This window comes from Bacteroidota bacterium, assembly GCA_030706745.1.
In the GTDB taxonomy this organism is placed as follows: Bacteria; Bacteroidota; Ignavibacteria; order Palsa-1295; family Palsa-1295; genus PALSA-1295.
In genome coordinates this window covers 71,460-94,364 of sequence record JAUZNX010000005.1, presented here as the reverse complement: position 1 = coordinate 94,364, position 22,905 = coordinate 71,460, and the positions used below count along the sequence as shown (strand labels likewise).

Annotated in this window: 16 protein-coding genes; 13 read left to right on the top strand and 3 right to left on the bottom strand. The window is 53.0% G+C overall.

The features are described 5' to 3' along the window. Window positions 1–52: 52 nt before the first annotated feature. The 3 genes from Q8902_07800 to dnaX are packed head-to-tail and all read left to right on the top strand — an operon-like array spanning window position 53 to window position 4,449. Window positions 53–2,104: a M12 family metallo-peptidase gene (locus tag Q8902_07800; protein ID MDP4199459.1), complete on the top strand. Its 2,052-nt coding sequence runs from the start codon at window positions 53–55 to the stop codon at window positions 2,102–2,104. 41 nt (window positions 2,105–2,145) lie between these two features. After that, entirely contained in the window at window positions 2,146–2,676 is a 531-nt protein-coding gene (locus tag Q8902_07795) for a DUF4199 domain-containing protein (GenBank protein MDP4199458.1), read from the top strand. A gap of 57 nt (window positions 2,677–2,733) precedes the next feature. Next, window positions 2,734–4,449 (top strand): DNA polymerase III subunit gamma/tau, encoded by a 1,716-nt coding sequence (dnaX, locus tag Q8902_07790; protein ID MDP4199457.1) that lies wholly within the window; start codon window positions 2,734–2,736, stop codon window positions 4,447–4,449. Window positions 4,450–4,626: 177 nt separating this feature from the next. On the opposite strand, the gene rpsT is transcribed toward dnaX, so the two are convergent. Further along, window positions 4,627–4,881, bottom strand: a complete 255-nt coding sequence (rpsT, locus tag Q8902_07785; protein MDP4199456.1) for a 30S ribosomal protein S20 — start codon at window positions 4,879–4,881, stop codon at window positions 4,627–4,629. A gap of 115 nt (window positions 4,882–4,996) precedes the next feature. Here rpsT and Q8902_07780 point away from each other — a divergent pair, with 115 nt between their 5' ends. Next, entirely contained in the window at window positions 4,997–5,182 is a 186-nt protein-coding gene (locus tag Q8902_07780; GenBank protein ID MDP4199455.1) for a hypothetical protein, read from the top strand. A 63-nt stretch (window positions 5,183–5,245) separates the two neighbouring features. Here Q8902_07780 and Q8902_07775 read toward each other — a convergent pair whose 3' ends face one another. Then, on the bottom strand, window positions 5,246–6,511 hold the full coding sequence (locus Q8902_07775) for an asparagine synthetase B (protein ID MDP4199454.1): 1,266 nt from the start codon (window positions 6,509–6,511) through the stop codon (window positions 5,246–5,248). A gap of 291 nt (window positions 6,512–6,802) precedes the next feature. Between Q8902_07775 and Q8902_07770 the strand changes: the two genes are divergently transcribed. The 7 genes from Q8902_07770 to Q8902_07740 all read left to right on the top strand — a co-directional run bounded on the left by Q8902_07770 (window position 6,803) and on the right by Q8902_07740 (window position 18,589). After that, window positions 6,803–11,104, top strand: coding sequence for a hypothetical protein (locus Q8902_07770; GenBank protein MDP4199453.1), 4,302 nt, complete (start codon window positions 6,803–6,805; stop codon window positions 11,102–11,104). A gap of 58 nt (window positions 11,105–11,162) precedes the next feature. Then, window positions 11,163–12,419 (top strand): T9SS type A sorting domain-containing protein, encoded by a 1,257-nt coding sequence (locus tag Q8902_07765; protein ID MDP4199452.1) that lies wholly within the window; start codon window positions 11,163–11,165, stop codon window positions 12,417–12,419. A 344-nt stretch (window positions 12,420–12,763) separates the two neighbouring features. Further along, window positions 12,764–13,156: a holo-ACP synthase gene (gene acpS / locus Q8902_07760; protein ID MDP4199451.1), complete on the top strand. Its 393-nt coding sequence runs from the start codon at window positions 12,764–12,766 to the stop codon at window positions 13,154–13,156. Between the two features lie 88 nt (window positions 13,157–13,244). After that, complete coding sequence (locus tag Q8902_07755; GenBank protein MDP4199450.1) at window positions 13,245–13,820, top strand: MerR family transcriptional regulator; 576 nt, start codon at window positions 13,245–13,247, stop codon at window positions 13,818–13,820. Between the two features lie 197 nt (window positions 13,821–14,017). Further along, entirely contained in the window at window positions 14,018–15,823 is a 1,806-nt protein-coding gene (locus Q8902_07750; protein ID MDP4199449.1) for a serine hydrolase, read from the top strand. Continuing rightward, complete coding sequence (locus Q8902_07745) at window positions 15,820–17,556, top strand: LuxR C-terminal-related transcriptional regulator (protein MDP4199448.1); 1,737 nt, start codon at window positions 15,820–15,822, stop codon at window positions 17,554–17,556. The genes Q8902_07750 and Q8902_07745 overlap by 4 nt, the downstream gene beginning before the upstream one ends. Before the next feature lie 85 nt (window positions 17,557–17,641). After that, a complete protein-coding gene (locus Q8902_07740) occupies window positions 17,642–18,589 on the top strand; it encodes a hypothetical protein (protein ID MDP4199447.1) in 948 nt (315 codons plus the stop codon). Between the two features lie 346 nt (window positions 18,590–18,935). Here the strand turns inward: Q8902_07740 and Q8902_07735 are convergent, their stop codons facing one another. After that, a complete protein-coding gene (locus Q8902_07735) occupies window positions 18,936–21,149 on the bottom strand; it encodes a hypothetical protein (GenBank protein ID MDP4199446.1) in 2,214 nt (737 codons plus the stop codon). A gap of 40 nt (window positions 21,150–21,189) precedes the next feature. Between Q8902_07735 and Q8902_07730 the strand changes: the two genes are divergently transcribed. Next, the gene (locus Q8902_07730; protein ID MDP4199445.1) at window positions 21,190–21,990 is read left to right on the top strand and encodes a DUF92 domain-containing protein; all 801 of its coding nucleotides are present in this window, start codon (window positions 21,190–21,192) and stop codon (window positions 21,988–21,990) included. A gap of 309 nt (window positions 21,991–22,299) precedes the next feature. After that, entirely contained in the window at window positions 22,300–22,884 is a 585-nt protein-coding gene (locus Q8902_07725) for a DinB family protein (GenBank protein ID MDP4199444.1), read from the top strand. The last annotated feature ends 21 nt before the right edge of the window (window positions 22,885–22,905 follow it).

Sequence of the window (22,905 nt, the reverse complement as noted above, 5' to 3'; positions counted from 1 at the left end):
AAGAGGGGCTCACAATTGGGCACCGCCTTTCAGAATCTCTGGTTTTGCCGCCATGAGATTTCCCCTCCTCGCGTTCCTTGTTGTCGGTGTTCTGCTTTTTCCAATCCTGAGCTACTCGAGCACGAGTGAGGGCATGCTCTTTCGCGTCGCGAGCCAAATCCCCGTACCTGCGAATGCTCGTGGCGAGGCGGCCTTTCTCGAGATGGACCGGACGACCTTTGCCACGCTCGCATCCTGGAGAGATTTTATTTGTGTCATCCCTGACTTCCCCTTGGCTCAGAACGGTGCGCATGATCTTCGAGTGGCACAATTCGAGGCGGTCGCACCAGATATAAAAGGTCGATTCCCCGTTCCGGCGCATGTGTTCTTACGGGGCTCGGTTGATGGCATTGCCGGGTCGCACGTGTGCCTCACGCTCTTCGAAGATCGCGCCTGGGGATACATCAATGCGAACGGCAAGACATATACGATTACGGCTGCGGGACGCGCCGAATCGGGCAACCTTATTCTCGGAGTTGTGGAGGACACAGTCCCTGCAGCGAGTTTCAATTGCGGGGTCGAGGATTGGAAAACCACAAAACTTCCACCGCAGGTTATCGCGTCACCGAATCGCAACAATTCACCGCTGGAATTTCCCCTGGGTTCAACAATCATGCAGCTAACGGTCGCATTGGAAATGGATTATCCGTGTGTCCAACAAGTAGGTGGCGGCTCTGATACTGCGGCATTCAAATATGGACTTTCCGTTCTTGCCGCGGCGGATGATCTCTACATGCGCGACGTCTCGATTTCGCTTGTCTGTTCCGCACATTATGAATGGACGACGCCCGACCCATATCCTGATACTGCAGCATGTTGGATACTCGACTATTTTGATGGCAGCAATCTTCCGCCGAGCAATCCCTCCATGCGGGTCCTGTTCAGTGGCCGTAATACGGATTGGTGTGGCGGTCTTGCGGCTGGAATCGGAGTGCTCTGCAGCGCAACGGATGCAAAGTGTATCTGCGGAATCAAGAACACGCTGAGCCGGAATGGCTGGAATTACCCATACTCGACCTGGACCTGGGATGCCATGGTCAGCGCTCATGAAATGGGTCATCTGGTCGCGTGCCCGCATACGCATAATTGCTGGTGGAATCCCCCGCTCGACTCCTGTGTCCCGGCGGAAGGCGATTGCTATGCAAATCCGGTCGCGAGTAAAGGCACCATCATGAGCTACTGCCATACAACTCCCGCCGGTGCAATCTTGAAATTTCATCCCCGTTGCAGCACATGGATGGACCAGCAAGTCGAACAAATTTCCTGCAAGACCCTGCAGCCAATCGTGACGACCACGATCACGCCGACCAGGCGCATTCAAACGTGTGCACCGACCGTGACATTTACCGTAACCGCTACGAATGGTGCTGCGCCATACACGTTTGGAATAAATTCCACTCCCTTGTCAAGCACCATCAATGGCAACGCCTGTACACTAACACTCAAACCGAAACAGGGAGCCGTGTATATTCGAATTACCGATGCGAATGGCATTCGGGCTTATGACTCTGTGGTATTCGTACCGAGTGGCTATGGCGTAAGTGTCACCGAGGATTCACTTCCGGCAGGCCGGGATTCTGTGATACTTACTGCGACTCCGACAGATACTACCGGAGCAACATGCGTCTGGTCCATCCTTCCGACCACCGCCGGGCGAACGATTGGCAGTGGCTGGAATATTACCCTGCCGCGATTGGATGTAGCCACCAAGTATCGGGCAAAAGCGACTTCCGGAGTATGCATTGCGTATGATACTGTGACAGTCAATGCCCGGCAGATTCCTGCTCGCGGCGTGGCCGATCGAACGATGATTCAATTCCGTATCTATCCGAATCCGGCGCACGACCACATCACGGCGCTCGTTCCAGCCGATGGAAGCAGGTTCTGGATTGAAGATGTGCTTGGCCGGCGCATGAATGCGGCGCAGGCCCGGAGCTCGCTTTCCAACTCAATCTCGGATGGCGAACAGATTGATTTTGATCTTTCCACCGTTCCTGCAGGGGCATATTGGATCGTCCGCGACGCTGCCGCGACGATCACGATTTCGTCATTCCAGAAATGGTAAGGACGTTGAACCATCGCAATCACTAACTTTCCCGCAATCCCATGGTAACATCGCTGCTCTACGGGCTTTATGCTGGTGCGGTCTCCATCGCGTTGACGTTGCTGGCATACTTCACCGGTATTTGGAAGGCCGACTCGAACACCTGGCTCAGCTACCTTGCATTGCCATTTATGATTCTCTTTATTTATCTTGCGGCTCAAGAGCGCAAGCGTGAGGACTATGGTGGCACCATGACCTACGGCCAAGGCGTCGGCACGGGCGTGCTTGTTGGACTTTTTTCGGGATTGCTCATGGCAATCTTCATGTGGGTCTATCTAACGAACATCAATCCCGAATTCATCGACTTCATGGCGAACAAACAGGAAGTTGCGATGCGGGCATCGAAGAATATGGACGAAGCAAGTGTGCAGAAGGGACTCGACTGGATGCGCAAGCTCTTCATTCCATTTGCCATCGGCGGGACGCTTCTCTGGAATGTCTTCTTTGCGACGCTGGTCTCGCTTATTGTCGCGATCTTCACGCGGACTAAAGAGAACGATGTGATCGTCACGCCGGCCGCACCTATCGAATAATCTGTTTCGCTCGAGAATTCGAAACTATCGCCATTTGCGATATGTAGATTGCTCCGCATGTCTGAAATTTTCCAGGTAACCGCGCGTAAATGGCGGCCGATGCGTTTTGAAGACGTCGTCGGTCAGGAACATGTTACCCGCACGCTGAAAAACGCAATTCGCGAAGGCCGGCTGGCCCATGCCTTTCTTTTTACCGGTCAGCGGGGATGTGGCAAAACAACCGTTGCACGATTATTGGCGAAGGCGATTAACTGCCCGAATGCCGCTGCCAATGGCTACGAGCCATGTAACACCTGCGACAATTGCCTTTCTATCACCGATGGCCGTTCGATGGACGTGGCCGAGATCGATGGCGCTTCGAACAATGGCGTCGATGATGTGCGCGGGCTTCGGGAAAATGTCAAGTATCCGCCATTGCAGGGCGCATACAAAGTCATTATCATCGATGAAGTCCACATGCTTTCTTCGGCGGCGTTCAACGCACTGCTGAAGACACTCGAAGAGCCGCCGAAATATCTCATCTTCATCTTCGCGACGACCGAAGTCCAGAAGGTGCTTCCGACGATCCTCTCCAGGACGCAACGGTATGATTTCCGCCGCATTCAGATCGAAGAGATCACGGGACTGCTTCGGAAGATCGCATTGGCCGATGGGATTACCATCGATGACGATGCACTGCTCATGATCGCGAAGAAGGCCGACGGCTCGGCACGCGACGCTGAGTCTATCTTCGATCAGGCGGTCGCATTTTGCGGGATGACCGTTCAGACCGAGCATCTTCGTGATGCACTGGCCCTGATCGATCTTGATTTTTATTTCGAAGTAACTACCGCAATTGCATCGCGTGAGGCGAAGCGGGCATTTGAACTCGCTGCGGATGTGATTTCTCGCGGGTATGACATCGAGGAATTTCTGGGGGGATTGCTCGAGCATTTCCGTAATATCTTGACGGTCTCCATAACGAAGGAGACGAAGTTGCTCGAAGTGTCACGGTCACATGCCGAGCGATACCTCACCCTTCCGAAAGATTTTTCCGAAGGCGACATCGTTCGCCTCGTGCGGCTCGCACAGCAGGCGCTCGAAAAGCTTCGCGTTGCCCAGCAGCCACGCATCGTGCTTGAAGTCGCGATGGTCGAGATGATGATGCTCGAGCGTGCAATCGAGATCGCGCAGTTGCTCGATGAAGTGCGGGCGCTGCGCTCGGCGGGTAACGTGCCATCTCCCACGATGGCCCAACCCGCCCCGATACCAGAAAAAAAAAGTAACGGCCATGTGACGCATGAGGCTCATGGGACACATGGAACCCATGTGACACATGCGACCAATGAGCCGCATCGGTCGCGTATGTCCCAGAAGTCCCAAGCCACCCCAACGGCATCAGATACCCAATTCCCGCTGCCAGATGAGATTGCCAACCGATGGAGCACGTTTGGCGATTTTCTCAAAACAAAGTCGCGAACGCTCCACTCGATCCTGCCTGACTTAGAACTCTGCGGAATCCGGCGATCGACGATCTACATTGGAACATCTGGGCGCATCGAGCGGGATATGCTTGCTACGATGAAGGACGAGATGACGTTGGCATTGCGTGAGTTCTTCGGTGCGCCGCTAATTTTCGAAGCAGGCCCGAAAAGCGAGATGCAGGCTAAAGCCGGGACACCAATACTCCAGCAATCGCCAGCTACTACCACGACGGAGGCAACAAAGCCAGATGGCGCTCGGACCGAGATGGAGATCGCCCTGATGGAACGACTGGGTGCCCAGGAAGTATAGACGGGCAACCATTGCCTCGCCACTAGAAAATTTCGCTCACTTACCGCTTGTTGCTTGCGGGCTTAAACGTAGTTGTCCTCTACCTTGGTGAGAGACCGAGCGAATGTGCGGACTTTATCCCAGGCCATCCAACAACACAATCAGAGGACGCGGGGCGCGCGTCCAAACGAATTTCGGTTATGCCGCGCTCGCCTTCTTCAGCGATTTTGCGAGCTTCGACTTCTTGTTTGCGGCGAAGTTCTTATGGACAAGCCCCTTCGAGGCAAGTTTATCGAGTCGGCTCTGAAGTGCCTTGACAGCCTCCGGCGACTTGGTAGCGCTGGCATCCAGCTCCTTGACCATCTTGCGCAAAGCGACCTTCTGGCCTTTATTCGCGACTTTGCGTTTCTGTGAGAGGCGCTCGCGGCGCTCGGCTCCTTTATGTTGTGCCATTAAAAAATCTAATAAATCTATGGAATTGGAGCCGCCAAACGCCCCCGAACGCGGCTTAGTTCGCAGAACCGTAGGCCGAGGCTGGCGCGGCATGGTTCTGGCAGCGAGGGAAAGCATGGCACAACAAACCGAGACAGCCGAATTTCAATGCGATATTTGCGGAGCCGAGTACGATTCCATCACCGATCTCGAGCGACATAAGCATGAGCATGCTCGAATCGCCAGAACCGAAGAGGAAGACCAGCAGACCATTCACCGAGACATTGGGGCGGCGGGTATGCCGACCTCACCCCTTTCGTAACGAGTAACGCGAAACGTAATGCATAATGAGTAACTCCACGCGTTACTCGTTATGCATCACGCGTTACGTTTTGAGCTTCTTCTTTTTCGCCGCCGGGAAAAGCACGTTATTGAGTATCAACCGATAACCCGGTGAATTCTTGTGTAGCTTCAAATCCGTCGCCGGATCGCCGACCTGGTGCTGGTAGTCCTCAGGATCGTGACCGGCATAAAACGTGAAGAAGCCACGACCATAAGTTGAAAAAAGATACTTCACCTGATCGGTCCCCTCGCGCTCACCCAAGATCGTTACGCTCTTCTTGATGAAGCGCTTGTGGAATGCCGTCGTCTGACCCATAAAGCCCTTGATCACATTCGTATGGTCCTGCGTGAGCATCGTCGGCACGGGATCGTACTTCGCCGAAAAATCGAACAGCGTAAAGTAGTCGCTCTCTTTGCTGCCGACATCCTGCGGCTGCACGTCGATATCACTGAAGGAATAGACAAACGGATTGGGATCGACCTTGAAATTTTCGAATGCGAATGTCTTAGAATAATCCAGCTTCTGCTGACAATTCGGGTCCACCGGATCGCCATCGAACGTGGCGTCGCAAATGTCGTCGTTCTCTGCCGCTAATGCAATGTCGTATGTGTCGGTGGCCGAGCACATCGCGAACATGTATCCACCATTGCCGACAAATTCCTTGATCTTCTGGGCCACGGCTTTCTTTTCATCACTCACTTTGGAATACCCAAGCTTTTTCGCTTCGGTCTCCAGCATGCGCACTTGCGCCTGATACCATGGAGCGCCGCTATAACTGCCGTAGAATTTACCATATTGACCCGTGAAGTCCTCATGGTGCAAGTGCAACCAGTCATATTGCTTTAGCTTCCCGGCGAGCACTTCGTCATCCCAAATCCGCTCGTAGGGCACCTCGGCGTATTCCAGCGCAAGCGTCACAGCATCGTCCCAGGGATTGAACGTCGGTGGCAGATACACCGCGATCTTCGGCGCCTTTTCCAGCTTCACCACATCCATGTTCTTATCCGCCGATTGCACTAAGTTATAGATCGATGCCGCCGCGTTGGCATCGAGCGTCTCGAATGTCACGCCACGAATTCGGCACTCGGCCGAGAGCAAGTCCGAGGCATCGGCCATGAAGCTGCCGCCGCGATAGTTCAACAGCCAATCGACCGACATGCCGTGCGTCAGCGCCCAGAATGTAATGCCGTAGGCTTTCAGGTGGTCGTTCTGGTCCAGATCCATCGGAATGAAGATCTTGGACTGCGCCAAAACACTCGTTACAGTGGCGGCGACAAGAAGAAGCGAAAGGATGACCGTTTTTAACATCGTCTATTCAGAACCCAGGACGGGCCATAACCATTGCCACGACCGGGCATGGATGAGCGAGGAAGCCGGTGAAAAAAACATAACGGAGCCTGTTCCCGATTTGGACCCCTCCTCGAACTATTGTCGTATCTTTGTGCAGGAAAGAATCCCAATTTCTCGGAAGCACACCGTCCGAACCGCCACGCCGGTCCCCATACCGAGGCGACGATCCTCTCAAGGCGCTCCCATAAACACCGGGCAAACATTCGGTCACCCGGCACAATCTCCACGTTGTTAACAATTCAACGAAGTATGAAAACACTTCACTTGACACGAGTACACACTGTACTCTGTTCAAAGCAATTCCGATTTCTAAGCACTGCGATCCTCGTTCTTGTACTTCTTCCTCCCGCAGCAAATGCACAACTGAAAAATCAGGTCAGTACTAATGGCACTGGCGTTAAACGGGAGCCGGCCGTCGCAGTCCGTGTATGGAAGGATTTAACAACCCATGATGACGGCGAGACCATCGCCGCCGCCTATATTTTGGAAGGTACCGGAGGAGCTAGCACGGGAACGGTCACCTCAAGCGTTAGCACGAACGGAGGAATGACATGGAGCGGCGACCAAGCTGCTCTGCCAAATTCATATCCAGCTGCTGATGAAATTGAAGATCAAAAGATCGCGTATCGACTGGACGGGAGTAACAAACCGGAGCTGGTGGCCGCATACCGGACTTACACTGGTACTACGGTTGACAATGTTCTCGTAGCTTTTTCTTCCAACAATGGCAACAGTTGGGAATCGACAACACTTTCACTGCAATCGGACGGATCCCAAAAAACATCACGACCAATAATCGCCACGGATAACAACAACAATGGTAGCACTTTAAGGAACACTGCGTATGTGGTGTGGAGGGACTCCGACAGAACGACGAATCAGACCTTCGTCTATGTTAAGACGGTGAGCACTTCGCACGCCGCCGGAACCGAGGTGCAGATTGCCGAGAGTCCATATCCATGCACATCCGCCTGCTACAATGTCGAAGCATGCGATATCGGGATCGATGCGGAGTCCAACGTCTATGTGCTGTGGCGGAAGGTCTATATCGGTAGCACCTTGCGTGATCTCATAATCTCCAAATCGACAGACGGAGGATCGACGTGGGGTGCCCATGCGGTGGGCACGGGCACATCGATCGAACCGAGTATCACTCTTAACTATCATGACTACCCCGCTCTTACTATCTCTCAACATGGGTGTAGCGGGACCGAGTCCGCATTCGTTGCCTATACCGAGCAAGGGAGCGGGACGACACCACCGCCGTCGGTCCTCAAGCTGACTTCCGCGTCGCTAGCGCTCACAAGCTGGAGCACTCCTCTCAATGTAGAGACCGATCCTTCTAAACCAGCCACAGCTTATCCCTCTGACGGCAACACATACGCTTGGGATTTTCAATACGAGCCGGAGCTTGCACCCGACGGAATCGGGGGAGTCTTCCTGCTATATTACTCCGCCCAACATTCGGGCGCAACGCATCTTCCATGCGCGGTGATCTACGAAAGTGGTCCGACTGGCCCTCGGAACGCGTTGACAGCATACCCCGGAATAAGCATCGCCTATAAGACCACTGTTTTCGATTACGTCGGGATCGTTTGGAATCCAATCCTGCTGGTCGCGCATGCTGTCTGGACGGAATACAATACCAGCGCAACGGATATGGAAATCTACGCAACCAGGGTTAGCAATACCGGACCTAGCACGAACGCCTTGATTGGCGATCTCGGATTTAGTAACCAGCGAAAGATTGTCATGACCGGTAATACCCCTCACATGGTTGGTACTGGCGAGTTGACACACAGCCCTACCGTTAACAAGGATCACGCGATTTGGTACAGTGAGCAAAACGAAATTACCAAAGACTGGACCGGGCCTATCCAACTGGATTATCACGATTTCGACACCTTTACAAATACTACTTTCCCATTCTCTCGCAAAGCGTCAAATGGCACCGCGCCTTGCATTGCGGTTTATCAACGGAGCAGCGATCCGAACGACCAACGGGCAGTAGCAGTGGTTTGGGCCGCACAACCTCCGACGGCCACTGGATATCTCAACAACCAAGCGATTCTCTATATTAGGGTGAAGGAATCTCCTTGTGCATCCGGTGATATTGGCGATTGGTCTCCGGTAGATTCGATTGCAGTTACGACCTTAGCGGAGTATGGATCATTCGCACCCGTGGTAGCTCCGCTTACCGCGGCCGTGACGGGTACAAGCAACCGGTATCTCATCGGGTGGGTCGTGACCTTCGCCCATGCCGAACTTCTCCAATCGGTGACCTATCTTCGCGGGCCGCAGAGCGCCAGCGGCTGGGTAGCGAATGAAAACTGGGGTCCGCATGTCGGGACATGGACCGCTGAAGTCAGCAAGCTTGTGGATGACGCGTGTCCGGGAGTCCTGCCCCGGTACCCACCTCGTCTCGAAGCCGCAGGAGGTTCATTAAATGGAAGCTTCATCAGTGTTACATCGAACGAGAGCAATGGCTACGGACTCCGGGATGGTGCGAAAAGCGATCTCCATCCTACCTCGGCACCGACTATGGCATCGCAGGACGTTGTCTTCACTGGCGACGGCTTAATGCCAAACGTGGGTGTATGGAACCTGACGGCATGGTATAACACAGTGGCAAGCAGTACGCTTGGCGAGTTAGCGGGCCTCGGGCAGGCAAGCAACATACAGGTCCCTGCGAATCCATGCAACCCACCCCTCATTTCGGTCGGTGCGCCGGTACCGCCCAAAATCGTGACAATCAGCGGTATCCACTTAGGAACTGCATACCCGGTACAGAATGCGTTCGATCGCGACCCATCCATTACAATCACAAGCACGGGGCAAAGAATTGCTGCCTGGGAGCATTTGGAGGGTCCCTTCGGTCTTGTCCCCGTAGTCTCGCTTCAGGCCGCAGTCGGTGGCGGGCGGCTCGTAGAATGTCCCTCGGCATTGCTCAATACCTATACATCCATTCGTATTCGGCAGACCCAAAATAATGGAACATGGCCGACTATGCAAGATGTGATTTCAGGTTCCGCTCAGAACGTATTTACCGGTCCCGGTAATGCTCCTCTTTGGACATGGCTCCGTAATCCAAGCGTCACAGCGTTTCCGAAGACGCCGGATGCGCCACATAATAGCTCCGTGTATGATCCTGGCGCTGCGGAGCTACTCTTCTGGCAACAGAACATGATTAAGACCAACGGATGCCTCGTGACGCAGACGACGCCAAATGCTTTACACGAGCGGCGGTTCTGGCAACAGACACAAGGCGCATGGTGGCTCGGCCAGTGGTATGCGAATGATAATCCCGATCCGGCAGGATGGGGCAGTCCATATCCGAGCGGATATTCGGGTGCGAATTCTCAGAGGTCATTCGGGATCTATAATAATGGGCCGCAATGGCCGACTGCACCCCCGCCTTATGGCTCGCAGCTTCTAGGCAATACCCTGAAGGATCGAGACGGTAACCCCTATGCCCGTGGACTGAGCTATGGCATCGGTAACGCGGTCACGAGTGGCTTGCCCCAACCGACACTATGCAATCCTATCCCCGATGTCGGAGCCTTTAAGTTGGGCACGTTCGATACCGCGCTTGGCGTTGAGTTCTATAGATCTGAGACCCGCGTGAAAGATTCATCAATGGTTACGTTCAAGTGGGGGAAGGTCTGGGTCGAGGACACCGTGTTCGGTATTCCGATCCGAGAGGTGATGCTGCACAACGGCATTCCCGATTCCACATTTGCATCGCACGATGCGATCCGCGATTCGATATTCGCGACCGAGTGGTTCAACTGGCCGGTGAGTGCCGAGATCAAATACGATCGGCTCATGCTATTTCCGCAAGCCGGCACGCTTTATTTCAATATTGACACGTCCGTGGCTTATGACACACTCGGTGACTCGGTGCTGGTGTTTGATACCGTACCGAGTACATTCACGACCGATACAATACAACGGACCGATTCATGCTTCATCTCGCCGGTAGTATCAATGAAGTACACCGTCGAACTCGTTCATCAGAACGGGCACATCGATACTGTCGAACAACTCAGATACGATCCGTATGACAGCGTTTACATCTGGCCTCGCACTGTGCATATCGCGCACAGTAGCGATGCCGCCGACACAGTCATGCTCCGTGTTCGCGGTCAATTGACCGGCATTCCAGACTACGATTCGCTGGTCGGTTTCGAGCGGGAGACCATGCTCGATACGTATCCCAGTTGGGGCGACACAACGATAGCGATTGCGACTGGAGGCGGTATTTTGCCGCCGCCGGACACGTGCTTCGCTGTCGATGGTCCGTATGCGAACCCATCGTACCCGAGTGAGAACGACGTCTCAATCCTCGTGCATTACTGCGCGAGTGGTTCGACGATCTCGGCTCAGGTCTACGATTATCTTGGCTATTCCGTCGGCTCTGCCTCGACGTTTACGTCGGACGCTCAGGTATGGGACCGTCTTCCAATCAATTCCCCATTAGTCTCCGGCACGTATTATATAGTGGTGACTGTCGGAAGCTACTCTGGAACATTAGGATACGTCGTCTATTAACTAACTCACGCGCTGTAGAGACGCGTCAAGGCGCGTCTCTACAGGTTAGGAATGCGATATGATTAAGCTTGGTATAGCATTGCTTATGACGCTCTTCGTGAATATAGCCTGCGCGCAGTGGCGCAAGATCAACGACTTTGTCAACAGTATCGATGGTCAAAAGGAAGCGGTCAGTTGTATCTACTTTTTGAATCAACTCGGCTCATCGGGAACCGGATACTTAGGGACCACACCCGAGTTATGGAAAACAACGGATGGCGGAGCCACCTGGAAAATATCGTGGTCTCATGCTTTTGGGTATGGGTCGGGCGGCATCACAGATATTGTCTTCAAAGATAGTTTGATCGGTTGGTTTACTTATTTGAGCATTAACAGCGAGGTCTATAGAACTGAAGACGGCGGGGCTTCCTGGAAGTTGCTTTCCGGATCAGTAAGATCCGAAGGTTCTCTGTGGGGAATGTATTATTGTGCAGCGACCAAAAGATTGTTACTTAGTCAGGGTGATAGTTTGCGCGTCTCCACCGATCTGGGCGATACCTGGAAGAGTGTTGACACTCTTCAAACCGGCTATTTTTCTTTTTCTTCGGATTCGATGGGGATTTTATCCGCTTATAACATCGACACCTCACAAGATTCGCCGAATGGAATACTTCGCACCACCGATGCGGGAATCACTTGGTCCATAACTGACGCTCGGTTTGGATGTTGGCGGCCGCTTGCTATTGCCAGAACACCGATTTGCTTCGCGAATGCTGGTCAACAGATTTACCGAAGCGATGATTACGGCCAGACGTGGAGGCTTCTAAAAGATTTTGGCCCATTTCAGGATTCTCAGTTCAATCGCATCGGTCCAATGTTCGCAAGCTATATTGCAGGCGATTTATCCAGACTTTACATTCAGTCCGATACTGGTTTATACGTCTCCACAGACGAGGGCATTACATGGAACTTCGATGGTGGCCCATCGGGTGACCTACTCTTCAGTGGAAGAGGGAGAACACTTGCCGCTTTGAACGCTGGAGGTGATAACTACGGCAGCCTTTGGGAAGAGGATTGGCCGGAGGCGGGTGTTGCGGTGTGCGCGTCTGCAAATTCGGTCAGCGGCCTTCACGTGTTCCCGAATCCGGCTGCGGGTGAGCTGCATGTTATGGGTGGCGCATCGGGGATGGTGCATCTCTACGATCTCCTTGGCCGCGAACGCACACACGCCACAATGGATACTTCGGGCGCGACGCTGGATGTTTCCCAACTGGAGGCCGGAATGTATTTCGTCCGCTTGGGCGCGGAGTCTTCGAAAGTCGAAATCGCACGCTAAATTAGGGCTTCCATGAATTCTTCTGCCGCGCAAAGATTTTTCTTGCATTCGCGGTTTCGGCGTCGTATATTGATTCTGCTCTATAGGAGCACCTATTTGCTCATTGAAAAAGGAGAGATACGATCTTCGAGTGCGGGCTGGTCATTCATTAAATGACAACTCAAAAGAGAGAATTCATTCATGAACGGAATCGGAGCAATTGGCGAAATTAGTTCAATTTCGGCAGCGATTATGAATATGAAATTCAAAAAACAAAATCCGACTGGGATTTATGGGATGAAAGGACTGGGATTCATGCCTCGATGTATAAACAAAGCAGGACTTAAGCCTGTTGTGGCCCGCGCATGATCTTCGGCATTGGCATTGACGCGATCGAGGTCGCGCGCATTCAGCGGGCCATTGAGACGTATGGCGATCAGTTTCTGAATAGGATTTATTCTAAGGAGGAAATCCGATATTGCTCGCGAAAGCCGCGGCTTTACGAGCATTATGCTGCCCGTTTTGCGGCGAAAGAAGCCTACGCGAAAGCCATCGGCACCGGAGTCCGGCGCAAGTTCACGTGGCGGAACGTCGTGGTCCAAAACGAGATGTCCGGCCAGCCTTACATCACGCTTCGCGACGAAATGGCAGAACGCGCCCGAAGAATCATCGGGAGCGACTTCCGCGTCCGGCTTTCGCTCACGCATACTCGGGACATGGCGGAGGCGATCGTCACGATAGAAAAAGATGAAAGTTGAGAGATGAAAGAGGAAGACCCGTGGTTCCTATTGCTGAGATGGAACCCCGTTTCATCTTTCATCTTTCATATTTCATATTTTGCGAAGGATGGGTATTCAAGGAGAGTTTTTCGAGCGGCGGACGCCGGCAGAGAGTCCCACTATGAACATGGAGGAGAGTGACGCAGCGGCCGCTGGCAGTGTTGCTACCGGACCCAGTTCCGACCACCATTCCGGATCATCCGGCGCGCGGCGCATGATGAAGGACCTCTCCATTCCCAAGCTGTACTATTCCATCTCGGAAGTCAGTCGGCTGACCGGCCTTGAAGCGTATGTGCTGCGCTATTGGGAATCGGAGTTCGAGTTGCGGCCGCAAAAGAATCGCGCGGGCAATCGGATCTACTCCAACCGCGACATCAAGTTTATCCTCCGCATCAAGGAGTTGCTCCGCGAGAAGCGTTACACGATTGAAGGCGCAAAGCATATTCTGCGCTCGGAGCGCATTGGCGATGCAAAAGCCGATGCCGGCGCCCACGATGCCGCCAGCGAACTTCCGCCCGATCCCGCGCAGATGACACTCCCCTCCGACGCTCCAAAACCCGCGCAGACTCCGCTCACGCTCGACGAAATCCGTTCGATGAAATCCGCTCTCGAAGAACTGCGCGGGATGCTGAGAGCCAGTTAGCGTTCCGTTTTTAAGACCTCCACTTCTAATATTGTAAAGTTCGAGTTGTACTTTAACTCAAACCTGGACCCAATGGGAGGATGCAACTCAAGTTTGTTCAGCATCCTTTCTTCTTCTACGTAGTAATTTACGTAGGGTGAAGGGGAGAAATTTCGTAGTCGAAGGAGGTTACTTGAATCATGTAATTTGTCGCCAGCATGAGAAACCACATCCTTTTCCTTATCGCATCGACCTTTGCCATTTTACCTTCTGAGCAAGCGCTAAGTCAGTTCACGGGTATTGATACGCCAGGCATGCGTGTCTATGATTCCCTCATCCCTCATCTCATGCGGCAGTGGAATGTCCCTGGAGGTGTAGTGGCTGTAGTGAAGGATGGCAGTTTGATATTCGTTCATGGATACGGCACCGCCGATTCGTCACTTGGCCTGATGCCACAGCCTTATTCTCGCATGCGCGTCGCAAGTCTCTCAAAGGCGATCACGTCGATGACGATTCTTAAGTTATATGAAGAGGGCAAGCTACACCTCGACGATAAGGTCTTTTCCATTCTTAATCAATTCGCGCCGTTCGACACGACGAATGTCGACAAGCGTATCTATGACATTACCATACGCGAGTTGCTGCAGCACACTGGCGGCTGGGACCGGGATCTGAGTGGCGACCCGATGTTCGAATCGCTCGCAATCGCCGAGGCGACAAACACTACACCACCAGCCGACAAGACAACCACGATCCGGTACATGATGGGACAGCCGCTCGATCACGATCCAGGGACCGTCTATGCGTATTCCAATTTTGGATACATGCTCCTGGGGCGCGTTATCGAGAAACTAACGGGCCAGGATTACGATGTGTACGTCAAACAATTACTGGCACAGGCCGGCATTACCCGTATAGTGCAAGGCCGTACGTTACCTGGCGACGCTCAACCGGACGAAGTCCATTACTATGACTATCCCGGCCATGGGCTTGCAACAGACGTGTTCACGGGGGTTCCGAATGCTGTTCCGTGGCCATATGGTGGATTCTATCTCGAAGACCACGACGCCAATGGCGGTTGGATTTCGAGCGCAATCGACTATCTGCGTTTTATGACGGCGGATGATGGCAGAGCATCGCGACCCGATATTCTGAAACTTGCGACAATCGATACGATGGTCTCTCGACCGTTTCAACCGGTTGCGAAGCCAACTGACCAGTACTACTATGGCATGGGGTGGGGTGTCACTCGTCTTGCCAATGGCGATGCGAACTGGTCCCATACTGGCAGCCTTCCGGGTACGAACACATTTGACGAACGCGATGCACAGGACGGGAAGTATTGCTGGGTTGCCTTCTTCAATTCGCGACCGCAAAACGATAATGCTTTCGACAGTGCTGTCCAGGCAACACTCTGGAATGCACATCGTGGGGTAACCTCAATTCCCGCCTATGATCTGTTTCGTCCACTGCCTCAAAGTCCCGCGAACAATGCCATTACGAATGGATCTGTGACTCTGCAATGGTATTATCCCGATCGCACGAATGGATATCATTTACAAGTCGCAAACGACAGCGCGTTTTCGTCGCTCATACTCGACGATAGTACGATCAATGGGGGTGTGCCCAGCTACCAATTGAACTTACTTTCGGGAGCTAAGTATTGGCGTGTAAAAGCCCAAGATTCGGCCGGCATCGGGGATAGCTGGTCACCCGTTTCTAAATTTGTAGTTCCTACTTCGGATGTGGCGAAATCGAATGTATCACAATTGAGTGTCAGACAATACCCTAATCCGACGAACAGTTTCGCACATATTTCATACGAGTTACCCGCGGTATCATCCGTCCGAATCGAAGTTGTAGACCAGCTTGGCACAGTCGTATATGCAACCCTTGTCGATGTCGAGGCTGCCGGGACGTATTCCGCGCCTATTAACGTCCAGTCGTGGCCGCGCGGTATGTACTTCTATCGCGTCGAGGCGTGCGGCGGGCGTGTGTGCGGCACCTTACTGATTGGACCATGAACGCCCTTGGAGCCCGTGATCGAGCGTTCTCGTTACTTGAAGAGGCAGAGGCTCTTCAAGAATCCGATTGTGCTCGTAGTGTCAAACTCTGCCTTGAGGCAGTTAGTGTATCCCAGCGCAGAAAAGATAAACAAGCGCTCGCAGTTTGTTATGAACTGGCAGGAGCGGTCCTTCATTTGCATGGAGAGTACGAACGTTCAATACGCTATTCTAAGAAGGCAATCGCGTTGTATGAGTCATCCGGTCATCTTGAATGGTTGTTACATGCTCGCTATGAACTCGGAGTCGCGCTCAGTGCGGATGGGCAAGTGAAGGAAGCTTCTATCATATTTCATCAACTGTTGGAAATGTGGACCGGAAGCATCTATGGATTGCACCCTCCTAAAAATCCTCCATATCCAGTAACGCTTTGGCGCGACCGTTATATGGATCGCACGCCGACCAATTCGGAAAGCCTCCAGAATTACCGGAAAGGTCTTGCTCTACTCTATAACGAGATCGGGCTTTGCTACCGCGCGTTTGGAGAGCGAAATAAGGCAATCAAGTACCTGCAACTTAGTCTTAAATTAGAGCAGCAACGAAAGAATGTCCGAGGCATTGTGGTAACACTTGGTAATTTGGGTGGGCTGTATCTTGAACGGGGCGACCGCGCCTTATCAGCGCGATCGAATGCCCGAGCACTCCAATTATCGAGGCAGATCGGCAATCAACGCGGCGTTGCGTTCTGCTTGCTGAATATGGCCTATCTCGAATTTGCGACCCGTAGGATGGAAAGTGGAAGACGGCATGCGGCTCGGGCGATTCAAACCTTCCTCACAGCCGGTCTCAAAAGCGGTGCCGCACAGACAGCACTGGTGCACTCTGAATTTGAGCGACAATATGGTTCGATCCAGCGAGCAAGCCAACTCAATCGCCAAGCACTGGAGTGGCTGAAAGGAAATGAAGAGGGCGAGATGTTTCTCACAGTATGTTTTCAGCAATTGGTGACTGAACATGCCATGGCGCCTTCTGCCGGTGTGCTCTCAAAACTCGTGCAGCTACATGAACGAGCATCGAAAAAGGGAAGTGATCAGCGCCATGAAATTGCTCGTGAGATTGCGAGGATCGCAGAGGAATTAGGGCTTCATGCTGATGCCCTACAATGGAATAAGGCCATACATGGCCATGACATCGAACAAGCGAAAGTGGAAGAAACGAATGCGCTCTTGGGCATAGAGGCAAAACAGGAGATCGAGCGTCTTGCGAAAGAAAAAGAACTGAGCGATCTCAAACTCGCCGAGGCAGAAAATCAAATCCGATCCAAAAACATCGAATCCGAACTCCTCTTGGTGCAGCTTTCGAAGAAGAGCTCATTCTTGTCGTCTTTTGCCGACGAGTTGAAAGCTATGAAGCACGGTCGTCCGCCCGCGGAGCGTAGGGTGCTGGATGATGTGATCCGACTGATCGAGAGTATGCGCTTCAAAGATCAAGAATACGAACGGCTCGAAGATCGTGCGAAGTCATTACAGCCAGATTTTGTAATCGCGCTTTCAAAACAGTGTCCAGAACTCACGACAGCCGAGCGGCGCGTCTGTATTCTTATGCGATTGGGCTTGAATTCAAAAGAAATTGCGGGTGCTCTTTTTTCATCCGTTCGTACGGTCGAGACACACCGCCTGAGAATCAGACGGAAGCTTAAAATCCCGGAAGCAATAACTCTTCCGAGGTTTCTTGGTAACATCGTTAGTACGTAGCTTTATCAGTAGTAGAGCGCCGAATTCTCTGCCGTCTGGACTGTTAACTATTTTCAAAAATGTGGATTAACGGACATATTCGTTTATGAAATACTGCCTTTCTATCGTCGTGCTTCTTTTAGGCACCAGTGCGATCGCGCAAACGGAGGACACGCTCTCCTATTACGTTAAGACCGGCCATCATCTGTTTCGGCCATTCCCATCAACTCATACCTATCATTCCAGCGCGACTGGCAATGACACAACTGAGCGCATTCGAGGCTTGGCGGAAAAGTTTACGTCGCCATTCGCGCCAACGTATCTGGATAGCCTCGACTTCGATTGGGATTTGCCCAATTATCTCGATCTGCCAAATAACAATTACGAAGTTGCTGTCACTGGCTCCCACGCGTCCGGTTCAGGCTATTATCCAGACTGGAGCAACCGCTTTTTTGAGAAGACCTATCATCCAAACGGACTCAATAATGGCACGCACATTATTATCCATTTGCCACATATTCAAATGGATACCGCGTTCTTCGTTGCGCTGCTCGTCACCGACACCAGTAGCGCCGATATTCGAATGGGAATTCGAGTGGACAGTCTCACATATCCAGAACTGCAAGCTCGGGATGAGAATCGCGACCGTGGCCGCGAAATCGGCGTCAACAAATCGTTTTACATGGCAGGACTTACCTATGGCTCAGACACAGTGACGCGGTGGTACTCAAATCCGATGTACGTTGCTTACGTGAGTAATGCGTCCGCCGGCGTAGCCTCCATGACATCATCCGGTTTCCGGCTCACTTCATCGTTTCCAAATCCTGCGCGCGACGAGGTGACGCTGGACTACTCGTTGCCAGCGTCGATCGCTGTTGTCCTTCGCGTCTTTGATGATGCTGGCCATCTTGTACTCAATGACGATAAGGGCTTTCAATCTGCAGGCGACCATAAGTTCGTCGTTTCGACTTCCTCTCTTCAGACGGGCGCCTTTCACTATCAGTTGTCCGCTGGTCAGGAATCTTTGACGGGACACTTCGAGATTCTACGATAGTGGGTCTGCTCACTAAGCAGTGCAAGGTGCGGATCTTGCTTAGACTGAAAATCAGAATGCTTCCATGAATTCTTCTGCCACGGAAAGATTTTTCTTGTACTCGCGGTTTCGGTGACGTATATTGCTTCTGCCTTCAGGGGCACCAATTGCAAGAAGAAAGGATGAAGGCTGAGGGGATGAAGGCTGAGGGGATGAGGGATGAAAGCTTACGGAATCAAGGATGATGGGGAGAAGGCGTTCATTAAATGACAACTCAAAAGAGAGAGCTAAAGTATTACTTTAACTTCGAGCACCCATTTCAGGAAGCAAATCGCGAACGTGGCTCGGAAACGGCACTCCGCCGCAGTCAGAATGTCCAGGCAGCCATGAGGTGGCTTTCAAGTTGTGTCGAGCGGGTGTAAGACGGGACATCGAAGTGCTGGCTGGTGAGGATTGCATACCAGAGCGAGCCGGTGAGCGAGGGTCCGCGCAGCCAGGCTGGTTGCCCGAGCGTCAGGATGATCTCGGGTCCGATGCGCGACTGGCGTTCGAGTTCGGAAAATGGCGCGAGCGAGGCGGAGAGCGCTCCCGTGCCGCGTCCGGATCGGCTGAGGAAGAATCCTCGTGCGCCCATGCGGATGCTCCAGCGGGGCTCCGTGAGCTTGGAGGCGAGTCCGAGCAAGAGCGATGCGCTGAGTTCGGTTACGCTGGCATCGCGCCGCTCCGTGAATGCCTGATCGCTGAATCCGCCCCGCTCGCTGATGCGTAGCGAGACGGCTTGCTCGAGCGTGAGCGAGGACGAGGGCATCCTCCATGCGATGGGAATCGCGAGGGTATCGGTGACCGTCATGCCGCGCAGCAAGTAGTTGCCGATGTTGGAAAGCAGCGGCAGCGAATTGATGTAATCGAAGATGGTGTAGTTGGCGAAGACTTCACCGCCGGCGCTGGCGAAGATCTGCGGCGTAGCAAGGGTTGCCAGCGAGTTGAAAATAATCGAGCGCGTGATCGCATTTTGCGCGCTTCGATCGCTTTGGAGATAGACGAGGTGATCGCGAGACACGCGGAGCGAGGCCTGCCAATTCAGGTTGTCGGAGATAATCCGGCGGTAGCCCGCACGAAGTCCTGTGAGCAGATCGTCGTGATCGTCATCGTTAAAAGTGCTGGGGGTGTCGTAAGAGAGGATACGCGCGGTGGCGTCGATCTCAGCTTCATCGCGTGCGCTGGGCTGGTACCGGAGTACTGCGTTGGTAGTCGTTGTGCGAGCGGAATAGCTGGCTTGATCGAGCGTCTCGGAGAGCTTCTTGATCGAAGCTTCGTCGAGACCCGTGATCTCGGTAGCGAGCAATCGGATTGTTTCGCTCCGCTCTTCGTATCGCAGCCGCATTTCGCTGCTCCATGGGGAGATCGTGGAATCGGGGATAGCAGGACGGTACAGCATGGCTTCATTGCCAAAGGTCAACCGGCCTTCCGTCGCGAGGCGCATCGAGGAGATTTCACTTGGCGCCATTAGGGTCGAGAATGCCGAGAAGGTATTCGATCCGAACTCGCCACTCGAGACATCGCTGCGGCGTGTGACATCACGTGGCTCGAGTTCCAACGCCAAATGTGCGCGGACGCGATCGTCAAGAATGGGATAGGAAAGTGAATCGGTGAGTGCAAATGCATATTCGGTGCGCTCCTGCTTGATGGCCTCCGTCGCGGTATCAGGGTTGAAAAAGAAATCTCGCCTGAGCAACCCGAGCTGTAGGTAGGCAGCATTCTGCGCAGCCAGAGGATCATTCAGCCCTGAGATGAGCTGGATGCGAATCGAATCATTAGAGAATCGCTCAGCTCGTTCGCGAAAAAAGCGTTCGTCCAGATGCGCGGCTGCCGAGCCCGCCGCACCATCGGTAATGAGCCACGCTGCGGCGGAATCTTCGCTAGAAAGCATGAGCCCGGTGGCACTGAGTCCGGCCGTTGGAGCAGCGGATGAGAGAACCGTGGATTCACCAAAAGCGGATTGTGTTTTATGCGCAAGACCTACGCCGAAAGAGATGAGGCTATGATCCGGCATTTGAAGCTTCAAACCGCCGATCCCAATGCCGCTGATCTGTTTTGTGATGAGCAGTGCAGCCAGAGTGCCGAGCCGCGGACTTGTTGCGTACGAACTTGCGGCGAGAAGAATGAATGGCGCGAGCGTCGTCGTGCCGGGCTGATACTGCATGAGCGGTTGAACCACTGTGAGACTCCCAGTCGCTTCGGTTGTGGCAAGGGAATCCTGGGGCAGAAATCGCGAATTGGCATTCAAATGTACTTCCGAAGCGGTGCTCATGATCGCAGCACTTCTAATGGATTGCGTGCCGTCGGAATAATCGAACGCGCCATTCCATTCGTAAATCGAAAGAACATGATTGAAGCCAAACGCAATGCCCTGCGGTTGATGGATACCGAAGAGTGTGTCACTTGTAAGCGGCACACGAACTGTATCGGGCATTTGGGCGTGAACCGAAGGAGCGAGCAGGGACAAATCGCAGACAACCCATGCCATCAGAACGATGATGTTCTTCCGCACGAGGTCTCTTCGGGACTTGTCATTCGCCATTCGTCAACCGTAATTCGTAATTGATGACTCATAATTCCCGGTGACTGAAGCCAATCTGCTCTTGGGGTTTTGTTTAGCCGGCTCGATTTCATTCGGAGCATGGCGATTTCGCGCCTTGGATCGTTCGGGAGCGATTGCTGCTTTGCTGATGGGAACAATCGTTTTTGGATTTGGTGGGCTGGCGCCGAGCGTCGCACTGATCACATTCTTTTTGACCGGATCTATATTTTCAGCGCTTCCGGGCGGTATTCGAATGCCAACCGGGGATGAGACCTCTGGACGGTCGTGGAAGCAGGTCACAGCCAATGGACTCATTCCTGTTCTGGCCATCCTGACGAGTTGGACTATTCCAGCAATCGCACATCCAGCGACGATCATCGCGCTGGGTGGCATTGCGGCTGGAACCGCAGATTCGTGGGCAACCGAACTTGGTACACGATATGGTGGCCCGGCCCGCGACATCCTCACTCACCGACCGTCACCACCAGGAGCTTCCGGGGGGATCAGTGTGCGCGGCATAGGAGCCTCGCTAATTGGGGCATTCGTTATAGCGTTTGTCGGATTATTCTCGGTCGGCCATGCCCAGGCTTGGGATATTCTAGCGGTTACGGTAGGCGGATTTCTCGGAGCGGTCGGCGATAGCATTATCGGAAGTTTGATTCAGGCACGGTATCTCTGCCCGGTCTGCAATTCTTCGGTAGAAACACCGATCCACTGTACAAGCCACACTTTACTTGTCGCTGGGAATACATTCGTAACAAATAATGTCGTAAATTTCGCTGCAACGACAATCGGAGCAATATTTTCGATCGTCATACTTGACTTTGGGCAGTTGATTTGATTATCTTTGCATGGTAGAAGAATGGGGATTCCCCACGCCCCATGCGAATGACTCATACGGATGACCATCATTTGCTGTTCTTGTTGATGTGAATTCCGGTCGCATAATGGGCCGCGTTCACCATTGCCATCCATACATCGCGCGACTGGCGCCTTCGGATCGATGATCATTTTTGGATTGTCATTCGATGAAAAGAAGGTTTTTCCAGAGGGAAGCACCTTGAATAGGCGAGATGGAAGGCATTCGGTTATTACTGGAGGCTATTGTTTTATGCGGCCTATTGCTGAAATTGAAAATTCGGATCTTAGTGTGAACCGTACAACCACGGACCAGATCAAATCCACGGCGGTGTTCTCCGACATCGCTCGAGAAGCCCTCTCGGAGCAAACTCCATCAGCTTTCCTCGATGAACTGAGACATCAGTATGCGAATCTAATTATTCAGCTCGATCGAATTCGGCCCAGTCTGATACGCACCGATTTACACCGTCGGCCCGAGGGCGAAGATTGGTCCATTACGGAAATCTTCGGCCACATGATCGATACTGATAATGAGATTTGGTGGCCGCGAATAGAAGCCATTCTCGTGGAGCATTACCCGTACTTTACCGACATCGATCCAATGGCGTTGGTCCGCAAACATAATTGGCAGGCGCTACCACTCGATGATGTTCTCTCGCAACTAATGCGGATTCGTTGGAACCACGCGATGCGGCTGAACACGCTCCCAGCAGAAGTTTTCGATCGCCCCGGATACCATCCAGCTTATGGAGAGTTGACGTTACTTCGAGTGGTGCAACTTATGGTCGCTCACGATACACATTACCTCATGAAGGTGCGCGCGTTGCTTGAATTAGCCGATGACGGCAGCAACGAGTGGCCCGATAACGAATAACGGGCACTGCTTTTAGATCGC

Coding starts and splice junctions, on each gene's coding strand:
- Q8902_07800 (MDP4199459.1), top strand. CDS start 53: ATGAGATTTCCCCTCCTCGCGTTCCTTGTTGTCGGTGTTCTGCTTTTT.
- Q8902_07795 (MDP4199458.1), top strand. CDS start 2,146: ATGGTAACATCGCTGCTCTACGGGCTTTATGCTGGTGCGGTCTCCATC.
- dnaX (MDP4199457.1), top strand. CDS start 2,734: ATGTCTGAAATTTTCCAGGTAACCGCGCGTAAATGGCGGCCGATGCGT.
- rpsT (MDP4199456.1), bottom strand. CDS start 4,881: ATGGCACAACATAAAGGAGCCGAGCGCCGCGAGCGCCTCTCACAGAAA.
- Q8902_07780 (MDP4199455.1), top strand. CDS start 4,997: ATGGCACAACAAACCGAGACAGCCGAATTTCAATGCGATATTTGCGGA.
- Q8902_07775 (MDP4199454.1), bottom strand. CDS start 6,511: ATGTTAAAAACGGTCATCCTTTCGCTTCTTCTTGTCGCCGCCACTGTA.
- Q8902_07770 (MDP4199453.1), top strand. CDS start 6,803: ATGAAAACACTTCACTTGACACGAGTACACACTGTACTCTGTTCAAAG.
- Q8902_07765 (MDP4199452.1), top strand. CDS start 11,163: ATGATTAAGCTTGGTATAGCATTGCTTATGACGCTCTTCGTGAATATA.
- acpS (MDP4199451.1), top strand. CDS start 12,764: ATGATCTTCGGCATTGGCATTGACGCGATCGAGGTCGCGCGCATTCAG.
- Q8902_07755 (MDP4199450.1), top strand. CDS start 13,245: ATGGGTATTCAAGGAGAGTTTTTCGAGCGGCGGACGCCGGCAGAGAGT.
- Q8902_07750 (MDP4199449.1), top strand. CDS start 14,018: ATGAGAAACCACATCCTTTTCCTTATCGCATCGACCTTTGCCATTTTA.
- Q8902_07745 (MDP4199448.1), top strand. CDS start 15,820: ATGAACGCCCTTGGAGCCCGTGATCGAGCGTTCTCGTTACTTGAAGAG.
- Q8902_07740 (MDP4199447.1), top strand. CDS start 17,642: ATGAAATACTGCCTTTCTATCGTCGTGCTTCTTTTAGGCACCAGTGCG.
- Q8902_07735 (MDP4199446.1), bottom strand. CDS start 21,149: ATGGCGAATGACAAGTCCCGAAGAGACCTCGTGCGGAAGAACATCATC.